The organism is Vibrio sp. Y58_MX_L22, from assembly GCF_024181865.1.
GTDB lineage: Bacteria > Pseudomonadota > Gammaproteobacteria > Enterobacterales > Vibrionaceae > Vibrio > Vibrio alginolyticus.
The window spans coordinates 15,207-37,488 of record NZ_JAMZAN010000003.1 but is presented as its reverse complement, the minus strand read 5'-3'; the positions used below and the strand labels follow the sequence as shown (position 1 = coordinate 37,488).

Annotated in this window: 4 protein-coding genes; 3 read left to right on the top strand and 1 reads right to left on the bottom strand. The window is 46.3% G+C overall.

From position 1 onward, the window contains the following. The first annotated feature begins 69 nt into the window (after positions 1-69). Together NL626_RS07995 and NL626_RS07990 are read left to right on the top strand one after the other, a co-directional pair. Positions 70-2,076, top strand: coding sequence for a TonB-dependent siderophore receptor (locus NL626_RS07995; RefSeq protein ID WP_005382608.1), 2,007 nt, complete (start codon positions 70-72; stop codon positions 2,074-2,076). 41 nt (positions 2,077-2,117) lie between these two features. Beyond that, the gene (locus tag NL626_RS07990) at positions 2,118-2,399 is read left to right on the top strand and encodes a DUF2218 domain-containing protein (RefSeq protein ID WP_033906471.1); all 282 of its coding nucleotides are present in this window, start codon (positions 2,118-2,120) and stop codon (positions 2,397-2,399) included. Positions 2,400-2,487: 88 nt separating this feature from the next. Here NL626_RS07990 and NL626_RS07985 read toward each other — a convergent pair whose 3' ends face one another. Beyond that, positions 2,488-2,739: a YgjV family protein gene (locus NL626_RS07985; protein ID WP_005376619.1), complete on the bottom strand. Its 252-nt coding sequence runs from the start codon at positions 2,737-2,739 to the stop codon at positions 2,488-2,490. Between the two features lie 861 nt (positions 2,740-3,600). Here NL626_RS07985 and NL626_RS07980 point away from each other — a divergent pair. After that, positions 3,601-22,221, top strand: coding sequence for a retention module-containing protein (locus NL626_RS07980; RefSeq protein WP_253657204.1), 18,621 nt, complete (start codon positions 3,601-3,603; stop codon positions 22,219-22,221). The last annotated feature ends 61 nt before the right edge of the window (positions 22,222-22,282 follow it).

Sequence of the window (22,282 nt, the reverse complement as noted above, 5' to 3'; positions counted from 1 at the left end):
CTTTGTATTTATAAAACTCATGCTTATTATACCTGAGAATTATTATCATTAATATTTAGGAATGAAGTTATGGAAAGCCCTGCTTGTTCACCTATCAAGCTTTCAAGCCTTTGCCTTGCAGTGGGAATGGCGCTATCAACCCCTGTTTTAGCTCAAGATACTGAGTCACATTTTGAAGAGGTCGTTGTATGGGGAACGAAAGTTTCCAGCAACACTGAGTCGATGTTTGCGGACGACATGTCACTGAAGCAAGCCGATCATATGTCTGATTTACTGCGCGATATTCCCGGTGTGGATGTTGGTGGCACACACTCTGTGAATCAACGTATTACGATTCGTGGTTTGAGCGAAACCGATTTGGACATTCGTCTTGACGGTGCTTCTCAGCATGCGAGCATGTTCCATCATATTGGTAACTTGACGCTGAACCCTGACATTCTCAAATCTGCGGACATTCAGGTAGGTAATAACTCTGTGACTCAAAACGGGTTAGGCGGTTCGGTTTACTTTGAAACGAAAGACGCTCGTGACTTACTTCGTTACGATGAAAAGTTTGGTGCGCGTGTTTATGGCGGCTATGCATCTAACGACAACCAGCAAGGTTCGTTGACACTGTACGGACTTTTGTCCGAAAACATTGATGCGATGGTCTATGGCCATTACGTTACGCGTGATGATTTTGAAGATGGTGATGGCAATAAAACCTATGGTGCTGCAGGTGATGTTTACAACATTCTGGCTAAGCTGGGGTATGAACTAAATGACATCCATCGTTTTGAGCTCTCTTATGACATGTACCGAGACAGTGGAGATTACAGTCCGCGTCCTGATATGTCGGGTAGTGCAAATAATAGCCTGTCGAGCAAGTTACTTATCCCTACGGATTATGACCGCGATACCGTTACCTTGAGTTACGAGTTGCGAGGCGAACAACACCAAGGAAACGTCACTCTTTATAATACCGAGACAGAAATTAAACGTGACGAAACGGTGATGGCCCCTCGTTGGCCCTCGAACCGTTTATCAAAGAACACCGCCAAAAACCAAAACTTTGGTTTGAATGGCAAATTCCAGTCAGATGTTATGTTAGGTGAGTTTGATAATCGAGTCACTTATGGCTTCGACTACATGGATAAAACGTCTTCGAGTTACTACGGTAGTCGTAAGTTTATGGACGAATCGGCGATTTCAACCGCACTGTTTGTAGAAGATCAGTTCTTCTTCTCTGATGCCTTCTTTATTACCGCAGGTATGCGCTTTGATGATTACAAACGCAAAGCTGAGACAGGAACCAGTAATTATGATGATGTGACTTGGGCTCTAGCAGCAGAGTGGGCGGTGACTCAAGATTGGACGTTGTTTGCGAGTGCACGTTCTCTATTTAAAGGTCCAGAGCTAATGGAAACCTTTATTGCTTACCAAGACGTTGCATTTTTAGAGGATGGGTTAAAGCCAGAAACGGGATTGAACACGCAGGGTGGTGTTCGTTTTGATAAAACCTTTGATAAGCATTTCTTTGGGGCGAATATTACGGTATTCCAAACGGAAATTGATGATTACATTGCAGATCAGTACCAAAACGCGACTCAAACTTACCTGATTTACAACTTAGGTGATGTTGAGATTAAAGGCTTTGAGGCAAGTGCTTCTTATGGTTACGACAAGTTTAACAGCAAACTTTCTTACTCTAAGTCGGACACCAAAAACAAGAATACTGGTGGTCCTGTTGCTGGGGGCAATGGGCGTAGCATTGATATGGGTGATAGCATTGCTCTAACTTTGGATTACCAGTCAGACGCTTTAGAAACGATCTTCGGGTGGAACTCAATGTTTGTTCTAGAGGAAGACAACGTCTTTGATGGTCAGCCAAAGAAAGCAAGTTATGATGTACATAATCTATACGCTCAATGGGTGCCGTCTGATATTGATGGACTGTCGGTGACCTTTGGTATTGATAATGTATTTGACGAGTTGTACAGCTCTCACGCGTCTCGTTCTGGTACTGCACGTGGCTTCACGCTTGATGACTACGAGCCGGGTCGCAACTTCAAGCTCTCTGCAGCTTATCAATTCTAACAAGGTTCTTCATAGGACGTTTCAAAGTAACGAGTAAGTTCATGATTAAAGAAAGCACCCGAATAGATAGCGAACACGCTGACAAATACTTAGTGACGCTTTGTCGGCATTTTGGACGAAAAGTTCCTGCTACTTGGAATGAAAATAGCGGTTTGGTGACATTTCCGACGGGAAAAGCGGAGTTTAACCTTTGTGCATCTAGCTTAACTATAACCTGTGAGGCGGATTCAGAAGAGAAACTGAATACGGTTAAGGCGATCATTTCATCGCATATGGATATGTTTTCTCGTCGAGAAACATTAGCACTTAGCTGGGTTCGTTAGCGCTCGTTTAGGGATGCTGTGATAGAAATGGAATGTTAAAAGCAAAAGCCCGCAATCTTATGATTTGCGGGCTTTTATTGTTTGAATGCTATTGCGCTTTCTCAGGCTCTAGGCTTTTTTTTTCCTGCTGCATTTTTGCTAGGAAGTAGATGTTAACGCAAGCAATAAAACCGTTAGTTAATACTACAGGCCAAGAATCAATCATTAGTCCGTAAGCAGTAAATAGCGCACAACCAATAAAGTTAAGGATACGAAGCTTAACAATATCTTTCATAGTTAGCGAAATAGCGACCATGATTGAAGCTGCATAACCTAAAATCTCAACCATATTCATGTCCATTTTTTGACCCTCTTAAAATCTGCCGAATTTTGTCGGTACCAATTCTTCTCATCTTGAGATTAATGAGGAAGCTCCATGCCTCGAATGGTCTTTTTTTGTTGTATGGACGCACTATATCAATGGAAAAACCGTGATAAAAGCCTCAAATCAAGGTTAAGAGAAGGTTAGCGATTACGCAAACGTTTAGGACTGGAATTACTGATAATTTTACTTATTGTGTTGATTGATAATAACGATGACATTAATAGCTCAAACACCATTGAAAGTAAGGGAATATTTACATATGATTGAAAATGATAATTATTTTCAAGTGATGTGTTTATGTATTTTATTATTAGCTTGGTCGTGTTTTTTTTGCTGTATATCAGAACAAAACCGAACTCGTGGTGTGCGGGGATTCATATCGTAAGCCACTTTTGTATCGTTGCATTTTGTCCTGCAATTTATGTTGTTCAATATTTAATCGTTACGTTTTTTTCGTCACCGATATTGATTAAGATGTCATCACGCTCCGGTGTATACAACATTCTCATTGCTTTTCTTCCATTATTGATCGCAACCGGCAGTCTGGCGTTTAGCTGAATGATTTCATCTCTCTTCTTTTCTTAAAACAACTACACTTAATTAGAATAAGGTATCAATTTCATATAATTATTCGATATCTACGCGTCAGCACATGTGTCACATTTCTGTGACTACGAGTAAGTTTTACTTATGTTGCTCGGTAGTAGGGTATTTATCGATTGTTTAATGATTCAATACTTAGTTTAATCGCATAAAGGTGTGCAGTATGCCGCACTAAATTAATAAGAAATTATCTAAAAAGGTTAATGGGAAACGTAAGCCATTAGCGGAGGTCAGATGAGTACGCACACGGTACCGCAGAGCGCGATTGTAAATGCTGTCAAAGGTGAAGTTTTGGTTTTGGGCCTGGACGGAAACGTTAAGGTCATAAAATCAGGGGATGAGTTAAGACCTGGCGAGATTATTATCACAGAAAATAATGCCTCTCTCGACGTACAGATAAATAATGAGCTTTATCTGGTCGACGCAAATTGTGTTGCTTGTCTTCCTGTGCCTTCTTCTGAACCGTTAGAACCAGTATTGGTACAATCTCCAGTTAATGGCTTAGTGACTTTTGACCCAACGGCTATTGGAAGTGCTGACTTCGACGCCAACGATATTGCCGCTATCCAGCAAGCTATTTTAGACGGAGCTGACCCTACCGCTATCTTAGAAGCAACAGCTGCTGGCGCAGGTGCTGAGGGCTCGGCTAATGCTGGCTACGTGACGGTTGAATATAATAACCCGGAAGTACTCGCGTCTACTTTTTTTGAAACGTCTGCGACTCGCAGCGGAGAAGATGATCGCGACGAAGATGACGGTTTGAATGTCACGATCTTTGCTGATGGTGGGCAGTCACTGCAATCTAGCGTAACAGAAGGCTCAATTTCTCTATCTAGCTACCCGCAAACCATTTCTTCTAGTGTGCTGGTTGAAGCAGGGGATCTCGCACTTGATACTGCTTCATTTGTACCTGAAACGTCCTCATTAGAGTCTTTGTTAACCGAGTTAAATAGTGACATTACTTCTGGTGGTCAGCCAGTAGCGTTCGTTTATGACGAAGCGCAAAATGCCATTATCGGCACCCAAGAAGGTAACGAAGTACTTCGTATCGAGATCGAAGCGACATCTTTAGGCCGTGATTTAGAGTTAGAGGTCGTTACCACGATTAGCCAGGGTATTGACCATGTTGCGTCTGTTGCTGATGGCCAAGTATCGATCGTCGGTGATCAAATCAATATTACTTTTGATATTACAGGCGCAGATATTGGTGGTAACAGCATTCAAGCGCCTATTGACTTTACGACAACCGTTATTGATGGCGACGATCCTGCGCCGCAAAACGTTACTTTTGAAAACGTTGAATCTTCTTCTACACCAATCACTGGCACCTTTGTTGATATTGGTAGTGATCAATTGGCAACGGTCACGTTTAATCAAGAAGGGCTTAGTCAATTCGATGGCCTACTGAGTGATAATCAGGCGACAGAAGCGGTACTCTCTGAAGACGGTAGTACTATCACCTTGTCCATTGCGGGCTCGAATGAAACCGTCTTAACCATCAGTCTGAATACTGATGGTACCTACCAATTTGAGCAATTTAAGCCGTTGGAACAAACAAACGGTGAAGATACAATTGAGCTCTCTTTACCAACCACAATCGTCGACTTTGACCAAGATACGGCAAGCAACACCTTTACGATGACCATCCTTGATGGCGATAATCCGGTGATTGAAAACGTGACGGGCTTGTCTTTAGACGAGGCGGGGGTTGACCAAGGTTCACAGGAAGGCGCGGCAGTAACAAGTGGTACTGGGTCGATCACGACAGCGGTCGGAAGTGACATCATTGATCACTATGAGTTGGAACCTACAGAGTTCAATGTTGGTGGAGAACTCCAATCTCAAGGGCAGGTTGTTCAACTAGAACTAGCGTCCGAGAGTAACGGCGTACGTACTTACGAAGGCTTCATCGAGCTGGATGGTGTGCGTATTACCGTATTTGATGTGGCGATTGATGCACCTGCATTGGGCGAATACCAATTCAACTTGTATGAACAACTTGACCATACGGGTGCTAACGATGACTCGCTTACTTTCTCACTGCCAGTTTACGCAGTAGATGCGGATGGTGATCGCTCCTCGATTACCGACGGTTCGAACACACCAGAAGCGGCGCAAATTGTCATTCAAGTTCAAGATGACGTTCCTACGATTGATGGCGTTGATGCGCTAGCCGTCGATGAAGATGATTTATCAAGCATCGGCTCCGATCAAAGCGACTCTGTGCTCGCGCAAGGCAACTTCACGACGACTCAGGGCTCAGACCGTGTCGTAAGTTATCAATTAGAGATCGGCACTGATCCACTCAATGGGTTGGAATCACAGGGTCGATCTATCTCTCTGACGGAAACAACCAATTCAGATGGCAGCTTTACCTATTCTGCAACAGCAGAAGGGGATGCTATCTTCACCTTACAAGTGAACCCTGACGGTTCTTATTCATTTACCCTTGAAGGTCCAATCGATCATGCTGCGGGTAGCGATAGCTTAACTCTAGACTTCACTATTGTCGCAACGGACTTTGACGGTGACACCAGTTCACTTGTTCTACCGGTAACCATTGCCGATGATGTGCCAACCATTAATGACGTTGTCGCTCTTACCGTCGATGAAGATGACTTAAGTTCGGTAGGCTCTGACCAATCACAGCCGACGTCGGTTGAAGGTCAGTTCACGACGACTCAGGGTTCTGATGGCGTCGTACAGTATCAGTTGGATGTAAGCGCTTATCCATTAAATGGCCTGCAATCTCAAGGTCAAACCGTTTCCATTGCCGAAACGCAAAGTGCAGATGGCAGTTACACCTACAGCGCAACGGCAAATGGCAGTGCAGTTTTCACATTAATTTTGAATACCGACGGCTCGTACAGTTTTGAGCTGCAAGGTCCAATTGACCATGCGGCAAATAGCGACAGCTTAACCCTTGATTTTAGCGTTATTGCTACAGACTTCGATGGTGACACAAGCCAAATCGTATTGCCTGTCACCATCGTGGACGATAAGCCAACTATTACCGATGTTGATGCGATTACCGTTGATGAGGATGATTTAGGTACGATTGGCTCAGACCAAACTGACCCGATTTCAATCGATGGCAACTTCACCACCACACAAGGCTCGGACCGAGTAGTGAGCTATCAGCTTGACGCTTCTGCAACACCAGTTGACGGCCTTACATCACAAGGCGTGGCCGTCACGCTGACTGAAAGCGCAAATAGTGATGGCAGCTTTACTTACAAGGCGACAGCGGGTACTGAAGCGGTCTTTACGCTGACAGTGAACACTGATGGCTCTTATAACTTCACGCTTGAAGGTCCAATCGACCACGCAGTAGATAGCGACGAGTTGACACTCAACTTCCCAATTATTGCGACCGACTTTGATGGCGACACCACAAACGCCACGATCCCTGTGACCATTGTGGACGATAAGCCAGTGATTACTGACGTCGACGCCATTACGGTTGATGAAGATGATCTAGCGTCAATTGGCTCAGACCAAAGCAATCCGATTTCTATTGATGGTAACTTCACCACCACACAAGGTTCAGACCGAGTGGTGAGCTACCAACTCGATGCTTCAGCAACACCAGTGGACGGTTTAACATCGCAAGGCGTGGCTGTCACACTGATAGAAACTGCAAACGGTGATGGTAGCTTTACCTACGAAGCAACCGCGGGCTCTGAAGCGGTCTTTACGCTGACAGTGAATACTGATGGATCTTACAACTTCACGCTAGAAGGGCCGATTGATCACGCGGTTGATAGTGACGAGTTGACACTTAACTTCCCAATTATCGCAACCGACTTTGATGGCGACACCGTTACTGAAACCATTCCAGTCACGATTGTTGATGATGTACCGACCATTACAGCGGTGGATGCGTTGAGTGTCGATGAAGATGACCTTACCGGTGTCGGTTCAGACCCAGGCGGTGACCTGTTCGTTGAAGGCGCGTTTACGACTACTCAAGGCTCTGACCGAGTGGTGAGCTATCAACTGGATTCAACTGCTGATCCTGTTGCGGGGCTAACGTCTCAGGGTGAGGCGATTACCTTGGTTGAAACCGCGAATGGTGACGGCAGTTTTACCTATGTGGCGACCGCAGACGGCAATCCAGTCTTCACGTTGAATGTCGCAACAGATGGTACGTACGACTTTACGCTGCAAGGCCCAATTGACCATGCAGCTAACAGCGACAGCCTGACGATTGATTTCCCAATTATTGCCACCGATTTTGATGGTGATACGACTTCGGCAACCATTCCAGTCACCATTACGGATGATGCACCAATCATCGATAATGTTGTGCCTCTGGCTGTAGAGGAAGATGATTTATCAGGTATTGGCTCAGACCAAACTGACGCTGTGTTTGTTGAAGGCGCGTTTACGACTACTCAAGGTTCAGACCGTGTGGTGAGCTACCAACTTGATTCAACTTCTGATCCTGTTGCAGGTTTAACTTCTCAAGGTGAGCCTGTTACTTTGGTAGAGACTGCGAATGCCGATGGCAGCTTTACTTACGTGGCTACCGCGGATGGCAATCCGGTTTTCACCATGAACGTGAATGCAGACGGTACATACAGCTTCCGTCTAGAAGGTCCAATCGATCATGCGTTAAACAGCGATGAGCTAGTACTGAACTTCCCAATCATTGCAACAGACTTTGATGGCGATACGACAACCGCGACTATTCCAGTCACGATTACTGATGACGTTCCAACCATTGATAACGTTGTTCCACTCACGGTGGACGAAGATGATCTCGCCTCAATTGGCTCAGACCAAAACGATGATGCGTTTATGTCGGGCTCTTTCACCACAACTGAAGGCTCAGACAGCGTTGTTAAATACCAGCTTGATGCAACGGCAGATCCAGTAGCAGGGTTGACCTCTCAAGGGGAGCCTGTTGTGCTTGCAGAGACAGCAAATGGTGATGGCAGCTTTACTTACACTGCCACAGCAAATGGCAATGACGTATTTGAATTGGTGTTGAAGCCAGACGGCAGCTACACCTTTACTCTGCAGGGCCCACTAGACCATGCGGTAAATAGTGACAGCCTACAAATTGATTTCCCGATTATCGCAACAGACTTTGATGGCGACACCTCATCGAAGACGTTACCTGTCACCATCGTTGATGATAAACCAACCATCACTGACGTAGACGCAATCCGCGTGGATGAAGATGACTTAGCGACGATTGGCTCCGACGGCTCAGATCCAATTTCAATCGATGGAAACTTCACTACAACGCAAGGCTCTGATGGGGTAGTAAGCTACCAATTGGATGCTGCTGCAACGCCTGTTGACGGTCTAACATCACAAGGTGTGGCCGTCACGCTGACTGAAACCGCAAACGGTGACGGTAGCTACACTTATGAAGCGACAGCAGGAACTGAAGCAGTATTTACGCTGACCGTTAATACGGATGGTTCATACAACTTCACGCTGCAAGGTCCAATCGACCATGCGACAGACAGTGATGAACTGACACTGAACTTCCCAATCATCGCGACGGATTTTGATGGTGATACCACCACAGAAACGATCCCAGTCACCATCGTGGACGATAAGCCGGTTATTACTGACGTCGACGCCATTACGGTTGATGAAGATGATCTAGCGTCAATTGGCTCAGACCAAAGCAATCCGATTTCTATTGATGGTAACTTCACCACCACACAAGGTTCAGACCGAGTGGTGAGTTACCAACTTGATGGCGCATCAACACCAGTTGACGGTTTAACGTCGCAAGGCGTGGCCGTCACGCTGACTGAAACCGCAAACGGTGATGGCAGCTTTACCTATCAAGCAACTGCAGGCACCGAGTCGGTCTTTACACTGACAGTGATCACTGATGGCTCTTATAACTTCACGCTTGAAGGCCCAATCGATCATGCTGTTGATAGTGATGAGTTAACGCTCAACTTCCCAATCATCGCGACCGACTTTGATGGTGACACCACAAATGCCACTATCCCGGTCACCATCGTGGACGATAAGCCAGTTATTACTGCCGTAGATGCCATTACGGTTGATGAAGATGACCTAGCGTCAATCGGTTCAGACCAAAGCAATCCAATTTCTATTGATGGTAACTTCACCACCACACAAGGTTCAGACCGAGTGGTGAGCTACCAGTTAGATGGCTCATCAACACCAGTTGACGGTTTAACATCGCAAGGTGTGGCGGTCACATTAACTGAAACTGCAAACGGTGATGGTAGCTTTACCTACGAAGCAACCGCGGGCTCTGAAGCGGTCTTTACGCTGACAGTGAATACTGATGGATCTTACAACTTCACGCTAGAAGGGCCGATTGATCACGCGGTTGATAGTGACGAGTTGACACTTAACTTCCCAATTATCGCAACCGACTTTGATGGCGACACCGTTACGGAAACCATTCCAGTCACGATTGTTGATGATGTACCGACCATTACAGCGGTGGATGCGTTGAGTGTCGATGAAGATGACCTTAGCGGTGTGGGCTCAGACCCAGGCGGCGATCTGTTCGTTGAAGGCGCGTTTACGACCACACAAGGCTCTGACCGAGTGGTGAGCTACCAACTGGATTCAACAGCAGATCCTGTTGCGGGGCTGACATCTCAAGGTGAGGCGATTACCTTGGTGGAAACCGCGAATGGTGACGGCAGTTTTACCTATGTGGCTACCGCTGACGGCAATCCTGTCTTCACGTTGAATGTCGCTACAGATGGTACGTACGACTTTACGCTGCAAGGCCCGATTGACCATGCAGCTAACAGCGACAGCCTGACGATTGATTTCCCAATTATTGCCACCGATTTTGATGGTGATACGACTTCGGCGACCATTCCAGTCACGATCACGGATGATGCACCAATCATTGATAATGTCGTGCCTCTGGCTGTTGATGAAGATGATTTATCAGGCATTGGCTCAGACCAAACTGACGCTGTGTTTGTTGAAGGCGCGTTTACGACTACTCAAGGTTCAGACCGAGTGGTGAGCTACCAACTTGATTCAACTTCTGATCCTGTTTCAGGTTTAACTTCTCAAGGTGAGCCTGTTACTTTGGTAGAGACTGCGAATGCTGATGGCAGCTTCACTTACGTGGCTACCGCGGATGGCAATCCGGTCTTCACCATGAATGTTAATGCTGATGGCACATACAATTTCCGCCTTGAAGGGCCGGTGGATCACGCGTTAAACAGCGATGAATTGGTTCTGAACTTCCCAATCATTGCAACAGACTTTGATGGCGATACGACAACCGCGACTATTCCAGTCACGATTACTGATGACGTTCCAACCATCGATAACGTTGTCCCACTAACAGTAGACGAAGATGACCTTGCCTCAATTGGCTCAGACCAAAACGATGATGCGTTTATGTCGGGCTCTTTCACCACAACTGAAGGCTCGGACAGTGTTGTTAAATACCAGCTTGATGCAACAGCAGATCCAGTAGCAGGGTTGACCTCTCAAGGTGAGCCTGTCGTGCTTGCTGAGACAACAAATGGTGATGGCAGCTTTACTTACACTGCCACAGCAGATGGCAATGCCGTATTTGAATTGGTTGTGAAGCCAGATGGCAGCTACACCTTTACCCTGCAAGGTCCATTAGACCATGCGGTGAATAGCGACAGCCTGCAAATCGACTTCCCGATTATCGCAACAGACTTTGATGGCGATACGTCGAAAGAAACACTGCCTGTTACCATCGTTGACGATAAACCAACCATCACTGACGTAGACGCGATCCGTGTGGATGAAGATGACTTAGCGACGATTGGCTCTGACGGCTCAGATCCAATTTCAATCGATGGCAACTTCACTACAACGCAAGGCTCTGATGGGGTGGTGAGTTACCAATTGGATGCTGCTGCAACGCCAGTTGATGGTCTAACATCGCAAGGTGTGGCAGTGACCCTGACGGAAACTGCAAACGGTGATGGTAGCTTCACTTACAAAGCGACGGCAGGTTCTGAGTCGGTCTTCACGCTAACAGTAAACACGGATGGCTCATACAATTTCACGCTTCAAGGTCCAATCGACCATGCGGTAGACAGTGATGAGCTGACGCTGAACTTCCCAATCATCGCGACGGATTTTGATGGTGATACCACCACAGAAACGATCCCAGTCACCATTGTGGATGATAAGCCGACCATTACCGATGTCGATGCGATTACCGTTGATGAAGATGACCTAGGCACGATTGGCTCAGATCAGACTGGCCCGATTTCAATCGATGGCAACTTCACTACCACACAAGGCTCGGACCGAGTGGTAAGTTATCAGCTTGACGCGTCTGCAACACCAGTGGCTGGCCTTACATCACAAGGCGTGGCAGTCACACTGACGGAAACCGCAAACGGCGATGGTAGCTTTACTTACGAAGCGGCAGCGGGGACTGAAGCGGTCTTTACGCTGACAGTGAATACCGATGGCTCTTATAACTTCACGCTAGAAGGTCCAATCGACCACGCGGTAGATAGTGACGAGCTGACACTGAACTTCCCAATCATCGCAACCGACTTTGATGGCGACACGTCTGCTGAGACAATTCCTGTCAAGATCGTTGATGACAAACCGACACTTGGTGGCATCGAAGCAACAAGTGTGCAAACGGTTGACGAGGACGATATCCCAACAGTCGGATCTGATGGTACGCAGTCGAACAGCATTGCAGGTAACTTCATCGCGACTGATGGCTCTGATGGCATTGTGGAGTACAGCGTTTCTGACCTGACGACGCCAGTACAAGGCCTGACCTCTGGCGGTCAATCACTGGTTATGGTTGAAGTATCAAACGCAGGTGGCGTTTCAGTTTACGAAGCTCGTATTGATGGCACGACGACACCGGTATTCCGTGTGACCCTCGATGCCTCTGATGACAGCTACGCCTTCGATTTGCTTGCTCCTCTCGATCATCCAAATGCTGATGGCCAAAATGAACTGGTTATCAATTTACCGATAAACGCGACTGACTTTGATGGAGACGTGTCGAACAACATCACCTTACCAATTACGGTTGTGGATGATGTTCCGACCATTGATGGTTTACTAGCAGGCAGCGAACAAACGGTTGATGAAGATGACCTACCAGCAGGTACGGATGCTGCAAGTGCAGAAGATACTGTTATTTCAGGTACTTTTGATATCACCGAAGGTGCTGACCAAGTTGCTTCTATTCAGCTGAGTGACCTGACCACGCCTGTTGCCTCTCTGACTTCAGATGGTGATGCTATCACCTTAGTTCTGTCTTCTAGCGCAAATGGCGTGAACGTATACCAAGGTGTCGCTGGCAATCCTGCTGAAGTGGTGTTCGAACTGACGTTGGATGCAACGAACAACACCTACGAGTTCGATTTACAGAAGCCGCTTGATCATCCAGATGGTAATCAGCAAAACGAGATTGTTATTAACCTCCCTGTGACGGCGACAGATAATGATGGTGATACTTCACCAGCCTTCACATTGCCAATTACCGTTGTGGACGATATTCCAGTTGTTACCAATATTGAAAGTCTACGTGTCGACGAAGATGACTTACCTCTTGGTTCTGATGGTACTAAAGAGCCATTAACTGTATCAGGTGAGTTCGAAGTCACTAGCGCAGATGGTATTGATGCTTTCGAATTGGATCTAAGCTCAAATCCTATCCCGAATCTGAAATCGGGTGGAGAAGAGGTAACACTTTCTCAAGACGTTGGCGCTTCAACTGCTGACGCGCTTGTTTACGTGGGACAAACACCGGGTGGAGTGACGGTCTTCACGTTGACACTTCATCAAGATGGTAAATACGACTTTGAGTTATCTGGTCAGTTAGATCACGCGGTTAACTCTGATGAAATTTTGTTGAATCTACCTGTGAAGATCACGGATGGCGACAACGATATCATCACTGCGACCTTGCCAGTGACCATCGTAGATGACAAACCAACCATTGATGCTATTAGCTCTGGTAGTACCTTGTCTGTGGATGAGGATGATATTCCAAGCCAAGGTTCGGACGACACGCCAGAATCCAATATCATTGGTGGCAACTTTGACGTTACTGATGGTGCCGATTCTATCGTTAGCTTCCAGTTGGATAGCTTAACGTCGCCTGTATCTGGACTTACCTCAGGTGGTCAACCGCTTGAGTTGGTTGAGTTTTCAAACTCAAACGGTGTGATTGAGTACCGAGCTTATGTACAAGGTACGACAGACACCGTCTTTAAACTGACGCTAAATGGTTCAGCAGACAGTTATGAATTTGAACTGTTGGGTGCACTTGATCATCCTGCGGGTAACGATGAGAACTCGTTAGTCATCAACTTCCCAGTCAACGCGACCGATTTTGATGGCGATGTTTCAAATAATATCACCTTGCCGATCACCGTGGTGGACGATGTTCCTGCGATTGTGAAAGTGACAGACACTAGCCAACAAACAGTCGATGAAGATGATCTTGCTGGTGGCTCAGACACGACAAGTAGCGATTCAACGGTATTAACTGGTGGATTTGAAGTCGTTGATGGTGCGGATGAGATTGTCAGTTACCAAGTTTCTGACCTCAATGCCGTTGTGTCTGGCTTAACTTCGAACGGCAACAGCATCGAGTTGAATGTGGTGAGCTCGGTTGGTGGTGTAACCAGTTACGAAGCGGTCATTACTGGCACATCAACTAAGATCTTCACGTTGTCTCTTGATGCGAATAACGACAGTTACCAATTTGAACTATTGGGACCAATCGACCATGACGCTGTTCAAGGTGAAAACAACCTTGTCATTGATATTCCAATTACAGTGACAGATTTTGATGGCGATACGTCATCATCACTGAACCTTCCAATCACCATTGTTGATGACATTCCTGAAATTACATCAGCAGATGCTTTGGCTGTTGACGAGGATGATCTCGCGAACGGCTCTCAGGCAACCAACAAAGACAGCCTAGAAGCAACAGGTAATTTCGATACGGTGGAAGGGGCAGATACGGTTGTCTCTTATCAGCTGGATCTTACTTCTAACCCGATACCAGGAGTAACTTCAGGTGGTCTTGCGGTGACGTTAGTTCAAACCGCGGTAAGCAACAACAACTTTACTTATCAAGGTCAAACACCTGATGGTAACTCAGTGTTCACACTAGTTTTGAACGCTGACGGCTCTTACAAGTTTACGCTTGAGGGTGCGCTAGATCACTCAACTCAAGGCGAAGATACACTCATACTTGATCTCCCAGTCTTTGCGACCGATGTCGATGGCGATACGGCAGGTATTAACTTACCAGTGACGATTACCGATGATGTTCCAACCTTGCACGATGCATCTATTTCGCGTGTTGAGGGACAAGGCAGCCGCACGGTTCGTTTATTCCGAGACCCTGTAGAGGGGGATGATGACCTTGGTGCTGACGGCGCACAAGTGACTTCATTCTCGGCTGATGATTCAGGCATTTACTTTAAGCAGAACGGTGTTGATTCTGATTCTGTCGATTTGAACGGCAGCGACCAAGTCGTATTTGTTCACAAGGTTCTTGACGGAGTGGATACTGAAATCGGTCGTTTGGTTGTTCGAACCGATGGCAGTGTGTCATTCCGTCCGAATGACGATCTTGACCATACCGAAACCGACTCGATTGATTTCACCATAAACGTTGTTGCAACCGATGGTGATGGCGATATCGCAGATGCCGATGTGGATATCTCGATAAGAGACCGCAATGCGCAAATTGACACGTCTACCGTTACTGCGTTCGAAGACCAAGGGCGTGATGGTGTCGTTGTGGGCGTTGACTCTGCAAATACTCAGGACAACTTGTCGACGCTGGATGTTAGCCCTGCGAAAGTCGACTTGGTTATCAATTTACATGATATCGACCGTAACGAGAGCTTAGGTGACATCACTATTCGAGATGCTGATACTCACAACGGTACGTTCTACTACCGAGACGGCAGTGGCAACTACATTGAATTAACATCTGTGGGCAATACGGTTGTTCTCGACGCATCAAATGTTGAGCAGTCATTCAATGGTGAGCTTGTCTCGCTAGATAACTTGTACTTCGTACCAGATCGTCATACATCAACCGATGCTTCTGGTATCGATCCTCGTATCCGCGTGGAAATTCTTAACAATGGTACGCCAGATCATACGATTAATGGTCGTTTAGACATTGAAGTTGCTGCAGTCGCAGATATTGCAACGTGGACGGCAAGCAGCGAATTTAACTACTCGGTTGACGAAGATGGAAACAATGTCGCCCTTAACATCACGGCTGAAACTCAAGACACTAGTAACCCTGAAGGCATTGTATACGAGCTTGTCTTTACACAAGGAGAAGGTAACGCAGAGTTAGTCTATTCAGATGGTAGTGCGATACCAAAATCCGGTGGTGTTTATCTGGTGGATGCAAGCCGAATTGATGAAGTTCAAGTTGATCCGATAGATAACTTCTCGGGCGAAATCAGAATTGATGTCACCGCTATTACGACGGAAAACAACAATCCACTGCTTGGGAAAGATACCGCTCGCTCAGAAACCGAAACCATCATTATTGATGTAAACCCAGTTGCGGATAAAGGTAGTTTTACTGTAAACCGAATTAATGTGTTTGAGGATAATGCTCGAACTCAAAATACGGTAGACCCTGTCACTGATCACGACCCACTCCAATTAAGTGAAGTGATCACCATGAAACCATCAGCGGACTTAGATGGTTCTGAAGCGTTATTTGTGCGCATTTCTAACTTCTCAATTGATGGGGTTACTCTGGTGTGGCTGGACTCAGCAAACCCAAGTCAGATAGTAGAAGTGACCGATTCAGGCGGCAATATACTTTATTACGAAGTGCCAGAGTCTGAATTAGCGAACGTCGAAGTTCTTCCTCCGTTGCACAGCAATGATGACTTTACTTTCAATGTCGAAGGCATTGTGAAAGACACAGCATCATTGTCTACCGGTACGACAGAAGATGTGTTGTCACTGGGCAGTAAGACTGTCATCGTTGGTGTAAAAGGTGTTGCTGACATACCAGACACGGTATTAATTGACGCGGGGAACGTTTGGAACCGGTTCGTAGACGGAGATGTGGCCGGGATAGAGACGACTATCGAAGAGAATGGTGTTGTAAACCTTAACTTCTCGGTTGTATCTGGTGAAGTTGCCGATAGACCACAGGATGATTCAGAAGCCATTACTGTTATCCTGTCCAACATCCCCGACGGTGTTCGTGTCGTAGATTCAGACGGCTCAAGCGTTGACCTCACCTTTGTTGGCTATGATGGTAACGGTCAACCGATTTACGAAGCAAACATCACTGGGCTGAATTTTAATTCCGGTATTCAAATTATTCCGGAAGCCTCTTCAACTGAAAACATTGCGATTACAGGGACGATCATTGTTACCGAGAATGATGGTCATAGTCGTGTGATTGAAAGAGAGGTAAGGATCAAGGTCGAACCCGTTATTGACGCCCAAGATAACTACGTTGTTCGATCGGAGGGAGATGAAGATACGCGCTTTGACATCGATTGGAAACCGACGCTCGTACAAAGCCCTGATACCGATGAATTCTTTAGTGATGTAACCATCTCTGGATTTCCTCCAGGCAGCACGGTCTATGTAGATGGTGTGGCACAAACGCTTGTTTCTGGAACACTAACGCTTTCGCCGCAAGCCGGTGAATCAGAGCAAGATTTTTCCGCTAGAATCTCTCAAAGTGGCTATGTTCAAGTCCAGTTGGAGCAGGATTCAAGTACTGACTTTGACTTGACCACGACCGTCACTGTGAAAGAGATTGACCATGAATATGTTGACGCTTCGAATCCCGGTGAAGGTATCGCTGAGAAAACCATCAATGGTACGGTGAATGTCCAAGTTAATCCAATCGTTGAGCCAGAGGATAAGACGGGGGCAATAGATGACCAAACCCGTCTGCTTGTCACTGAAAGTGGTGGTGGTGCTACCGATATCGTGAAGTCAGACGATCAAGGTAACATTGACTTTACGATCAACACTTCTTTGGGGGGCGAATCTGGTGCTCATATCATTAAATATCAAGAGTTTGATGCGTCTTCAGATGAAGTGGTGACTCAACTTGTTGTTCAATTTCACAATGTGGACCCTGAGATCCTCAACCAATTGGTTATCGTCGGTGCACTAAATGAAGGTGGGGGTCGTTGGACAGTAACCAATGAAGATAACTTCTCAATTAAAGCGCCGTCTGGTCTTGATTTAACACCAAACGATGACAGCGACGATGGCGATAACGGCGGTCTCTCTCAAATTGGCTTAACCATTTACGCAGAAGTGAATGATTTGGGCGAAGATTTGGGCAACGAAAAAGATGCGACGGTCATGCGCCAAACGGATGTGACACTTGAATTTCCTACCGTTCTCACACCGCAAATGAGTGTAGCGGCAGAGATTCAGGTGGCTGATGATGTCCAAATTCAAGCGTTGGAAGATAATTCTATCAACCTTGGTGCTCAGTTAACGTCGAAAGTTGATGCGATTAATGCAGATGGCGTGGAGGATGTCTTGACTATTATCGTCGATCCTTCAGCTCCTGGCATTCCTCCTGGTTTGGTGATTACGGGGACGGATATCGACTTTGTCAATGGCAAATACGTGTTCCAAGCCCATATCGATGCGAGTGGAAATATTACTGGCCTTGATGGTTTGACGATGCACTTGGCAGAAGATTACGCAGGTGATTTCGAATTACCAATTCGGTTCGTCACTAAAGACACTGAGTCCGGTGATGAAAAAGAAAATAATGTCCAGTTTCCAGTTCAGGTTTTACCGGTTGCAGACGTTCCGAGTTCAGCCGGGGATCAGCCGTTGGATAGCGATGTCACACCGAATGTAAAAGTAGATATCGTTGGTACTTTCGGCTTGGATGCAAACAAACAACCTGTAACTGATCTAAATAACGACGTTCCCACGGCGGATGGTGTCGGTTACGAAGATGGCTTAATCCAACTTAACTTGAGTGTTGATTTTGCCGATCAATTTAACAACACTCAAGGTGGTCGAGAAACACTAACGAACATCAAGTTAGAGCTTGATGACACAACATTAGGTGAGTTTGTTGATGCCAATGGTAACAGCTTAGGAACCAGTATTGAGTTTAATGAAGCTGAGATTTTAGCTGGTGCGCTTGACAATGTTCTGTTTAAGCCAAAAGAAAATTACCCCGTAGGTGGTGGCCAAAATACCGTCAAGATTAATATCGAGGGAGAAATTACTGATGAAGCTGTGTTTGATCAGTCTATCTTGAATAACTCTGGCGATAATATAGATGTGAGAACCTTCACTGACGATGTCACATTTGAAGTTACGCCAGTCGTTGATGACATTACCATTACAGGTGCCGATCCGACGCAGCCAATCACGGTGATTGGTGACGAAGATACTTTAATTTCGCTGAATCAATCGGGCTCTGGTGTTTCGATCAGCCTGAACGATAATGACGGTTCTGAGAGTTTCGTTTCACTCAAGTTAACGGGACTTCCTGATGACTTTATCGTTAAATCCAATTCCTCTGATTATGTTGTTAAGAACAACGGTGGGGGCGAATGGAGTATTCAACTAAAAGATCTCACTCAGACGTCCATTGACCTGAGTGACATCCAAATTAAACCGCCAAAACACTTTAGTGGCGAGGCTGAGATAGGTATTACGGTCTTCATTCAAGAGGAGTTGCTACAAGTACCAACGGAACGAAACAACAACTTTACGCTGATTGTTAATCCTATTGGTGATGATGTTGATGTGAATCCCGACACTTCGGCTGCAGGTAATGAGGGCGAAGACATTGTTATTAATGTAAATGCGTTAGTGGTTGATAACAAAGAGTCCATCGGAGATGGTGCAAACTACCAGGAAAATGATCCAGAGACGCTGAGAGTTGAGGTCTCCAATGTCCCTGATGGGGCGAGTGTTTCATTACCTGATGGGACAGTGTTTACTGACCAAGGCGGCGGCATTTTTGTCTTAGAAATCAATGCTCAAGACTTGGATCAAGTGGTGTTTAATTCTGGGGATCGCAACGATAACTCATGGGATGGTTCGCTGCATTTCAAAGTGCAAGCCGTTGATACTGGACTCGATGGCAGTCAAAGCTTGGGCTCCGCAGAGGAGTTTGATGTCACTGTTGATGTTGAAGCAGTGAACGATCGTCCAGAGTTCGTCAACACCGTGGATGTGGAAACACCAGAAGATACGCCATTGCTGCTTGATGGTTTCAGCATTACCGATATTGATGCCGTACTCGATGATCCGAATGCTGAATACGTACTCAATGTGAACGTCGACAGCGGTATCTTGGAGCTTAATCCAACGCTCATCACTACTTACAACCTAACCGTGAGCGGTGATGGTACGGACTCCGTTGAACTGAAAGGCACAGTGGCCGATCTAAACAATGCCATTGCAGACGGTCTGATTGAGTTTAATCCAGACCTGAACTTCTTTGGTGACGTTCAGGTGGACGTGACAGTCGATGACCAAGGTAATGAAGGTATCGTAATTGGTGGGGTAGATGACACCCTAAATACCAACAGCAGCAGCTTCAATATTGAAGTAACAGCGGTGAATGATACCCCAGAAACTACGCCAGTGACGCTACCGGATATTGAAGAAGACAGTGGTGTGTTCTCCATCTCTGAAGCGGATCTTATTGCGAATGCGACAGACGTAGAGAACGATAATCTCACGGTTAGCAATGTTCAGTTAACGGATCCGAATTCGGGCAGCATTACTTTCAACAGTGGCACGGGAGAGTGGGAATTTACCCCAGCACCAGATTACAACGGTCCAGTTGAAATCACGTACACCATTACAGATGATGGCACGACAAATGGTGCATCCGATCCTAAATCGGTTAACGGCAGCGCATCGTTCAACGTAACGGAAGTCAATGATGCTCCAACGACGTCTGAAGTGACACTTTCTGATATCGCAGAAGACAGTACGGCGGTTGATATTACCCAAGCTGATTTGTTGGCGAATGCGTCTGATATTGAAAACGACACCTTGATGGTGAGCAATGTCCAGTTGGTTGATCCAAGCAGCGGCACATTGGATTTCGACAACGTAACAGGTACATGGTCGTTTACTCCTGCGCCTGGCTACAACGGCAAGGTCGATCTGACCTACGACATTACCGACAACGGTACAACGAACGGCGTTTCAGATCCTCAAACGGTGTCAGGAACGGCGACCTTCGAAGTCACTGAGGTGAACGATGCACCGGTAACATCAGAGGTAACGTTGAGTAGTACCGAAGAAGATGGTGGTTCGGTAACTATTACGGCTACTGAGTTGCTGAGCAACGCAAGTGATCCTGAGTCAGACAACTTGACCGTCGATAATGTTGTGTTAGTGGATCCAGCTTCCGGCACGCTGACTCAAGTGAGTGCGACAGAGTGGACGTTTGAACCCGCAGCAGATTTCTTTGGTGACGTTAATTTCACTTATGAAATCACAGATGACGGAACCACTAACGGCGCTCCAGACCCAATTACAATCGCGGGCACTGCAGTGTTGAATGTTGAAGCGACCAATGACGCACCTGAAATCACTGTAACGTCGGTAACGGATACGATCAATGAAGCTGATGGCCAGAAAGTAACGGGTATTAGTGTGAGTGACGTCGACTTTGCGGGCGCACAAGCAAATGAAAGCATGACCGTGACTCTTACAGTTACCGAGGGCGACCTTCGTGTCGAGCCGTCAGCAGGTAGTGGTGTGACTGTTGGGGCGGGGATGGCTGGTGAAATAACCCTAATGGGCACACCAGATAATATTAACTCCGTTCTTGGAGCAACAGACGCTTCTGAGGGTGTATTTGTGGATGCAGGAGATGTCAACGCAGCTTCAATCACTTTATCGGTGAAAGTCGAAGACAACGGCGTGTACTTCGAAAATGCATCGGGTACCGCATTGGAAGCGAATCAAGACTTCACTATCAATGTGACACCTGTAGCTGATGCACCTACATTGAGTATCAATCCTCAGTTTAATTACATTCGTCAAATTGCGGCTAGCCAAACCGCGAGCAGTCAAGGTTTAGCGATTGTCGGAATCATGGCGGCGCTTACTGATATTGACGAGGTGCTGTCTTTGGAGCTAACGGGCGTACCAGCTAGTGCTGAGGTAACAAGTGGCGTTTCTCCATCAGGCATTAGCTTCGATGGTACCACTTGGACAGTACCAAGCGATGAAATTGATACGCTAGAAATTGTCGCAACAGATACTAACAGTGGTATTGATGTCGGTTCTTACGATATTTCGCTTACGGCGATATCAACGGAATCTAATGGCGATGAAGCGCAGTCTTCACCTGTCCAATTTAGTTTGAATGTGAGTAGTGATAGCGACGATATTGACCAGTCAACCGCAGTGGACGACAGCTATTTAGTCGGTGGAGACACAGGTATCAATTTGATTGGTGGCGACGGTGACGACGTTATTCTGGGTGGCGATGGCGATGACGTTCTTATCGGTGGCTTAGGCTCAGATATCTTAACGGGTGGAGACGGCAGCGATATCTTCAAGTGGACGGTAGACTCCGTTGATGAAGGGGCAGTGGATACCATTACTGACTTCACTGTTAACGAAGACAGCATCGATTTACGTGAAGTTATCTCTGATCTCAATAACTCAATGATCGACATGGATGATCTGCTTGGTCACATTTCGGCAGACTACGATGCATCGACGGAAAGTGTTTCTCTGAACATTACGACGGATGCAAATGTTCAACAGACTATTGTCGTGGAAAACTTAGGTACTTCAATCGACTTCAACGGTCTCAGCTCCAACGAGATTGTAGAGTCATTGCTCAACAACGGTGTTATTGATAACGGATAAACCTGTATGCAACATAAAAATGGGCGGCTCTGATAAGCCGCCCATTTTTTTCGGGAAAGCT

What these genes read in the sequence shown, in the direction of transcription:
- NL626_RS07985 (WP_005376619.1), bottom strand. Translation starts at nt 2,739, where the DNA reads ATGGACATGAATATGGTTGAGATTTTAGGTTATGCAGCTTCAATCATG.
- NL626_RS07995 (WP_005382608.1), top strand. Translation starts at nt 70, where the DNA reads ATGGAAAGCCCTGCTTGTTCACCTATCAAGCTTTCAAGCCTTTGCCTT.
- NL626_RS07990 (WP_033906471.1), top strand. Translation starts at nt 2,118, where the DNA reads ATGATTAAAGAAAGCACCCGAATAGATAGCGAACACGCTGACAAATAC.
- NL626_RS07980 (WP_253657204.1), top strand. Translation starts at nt 3,601, where the DNA reads ATGAGTACGCACACGGTACCGCAGAGCGCGATTGTAAATGCTGTCAAA.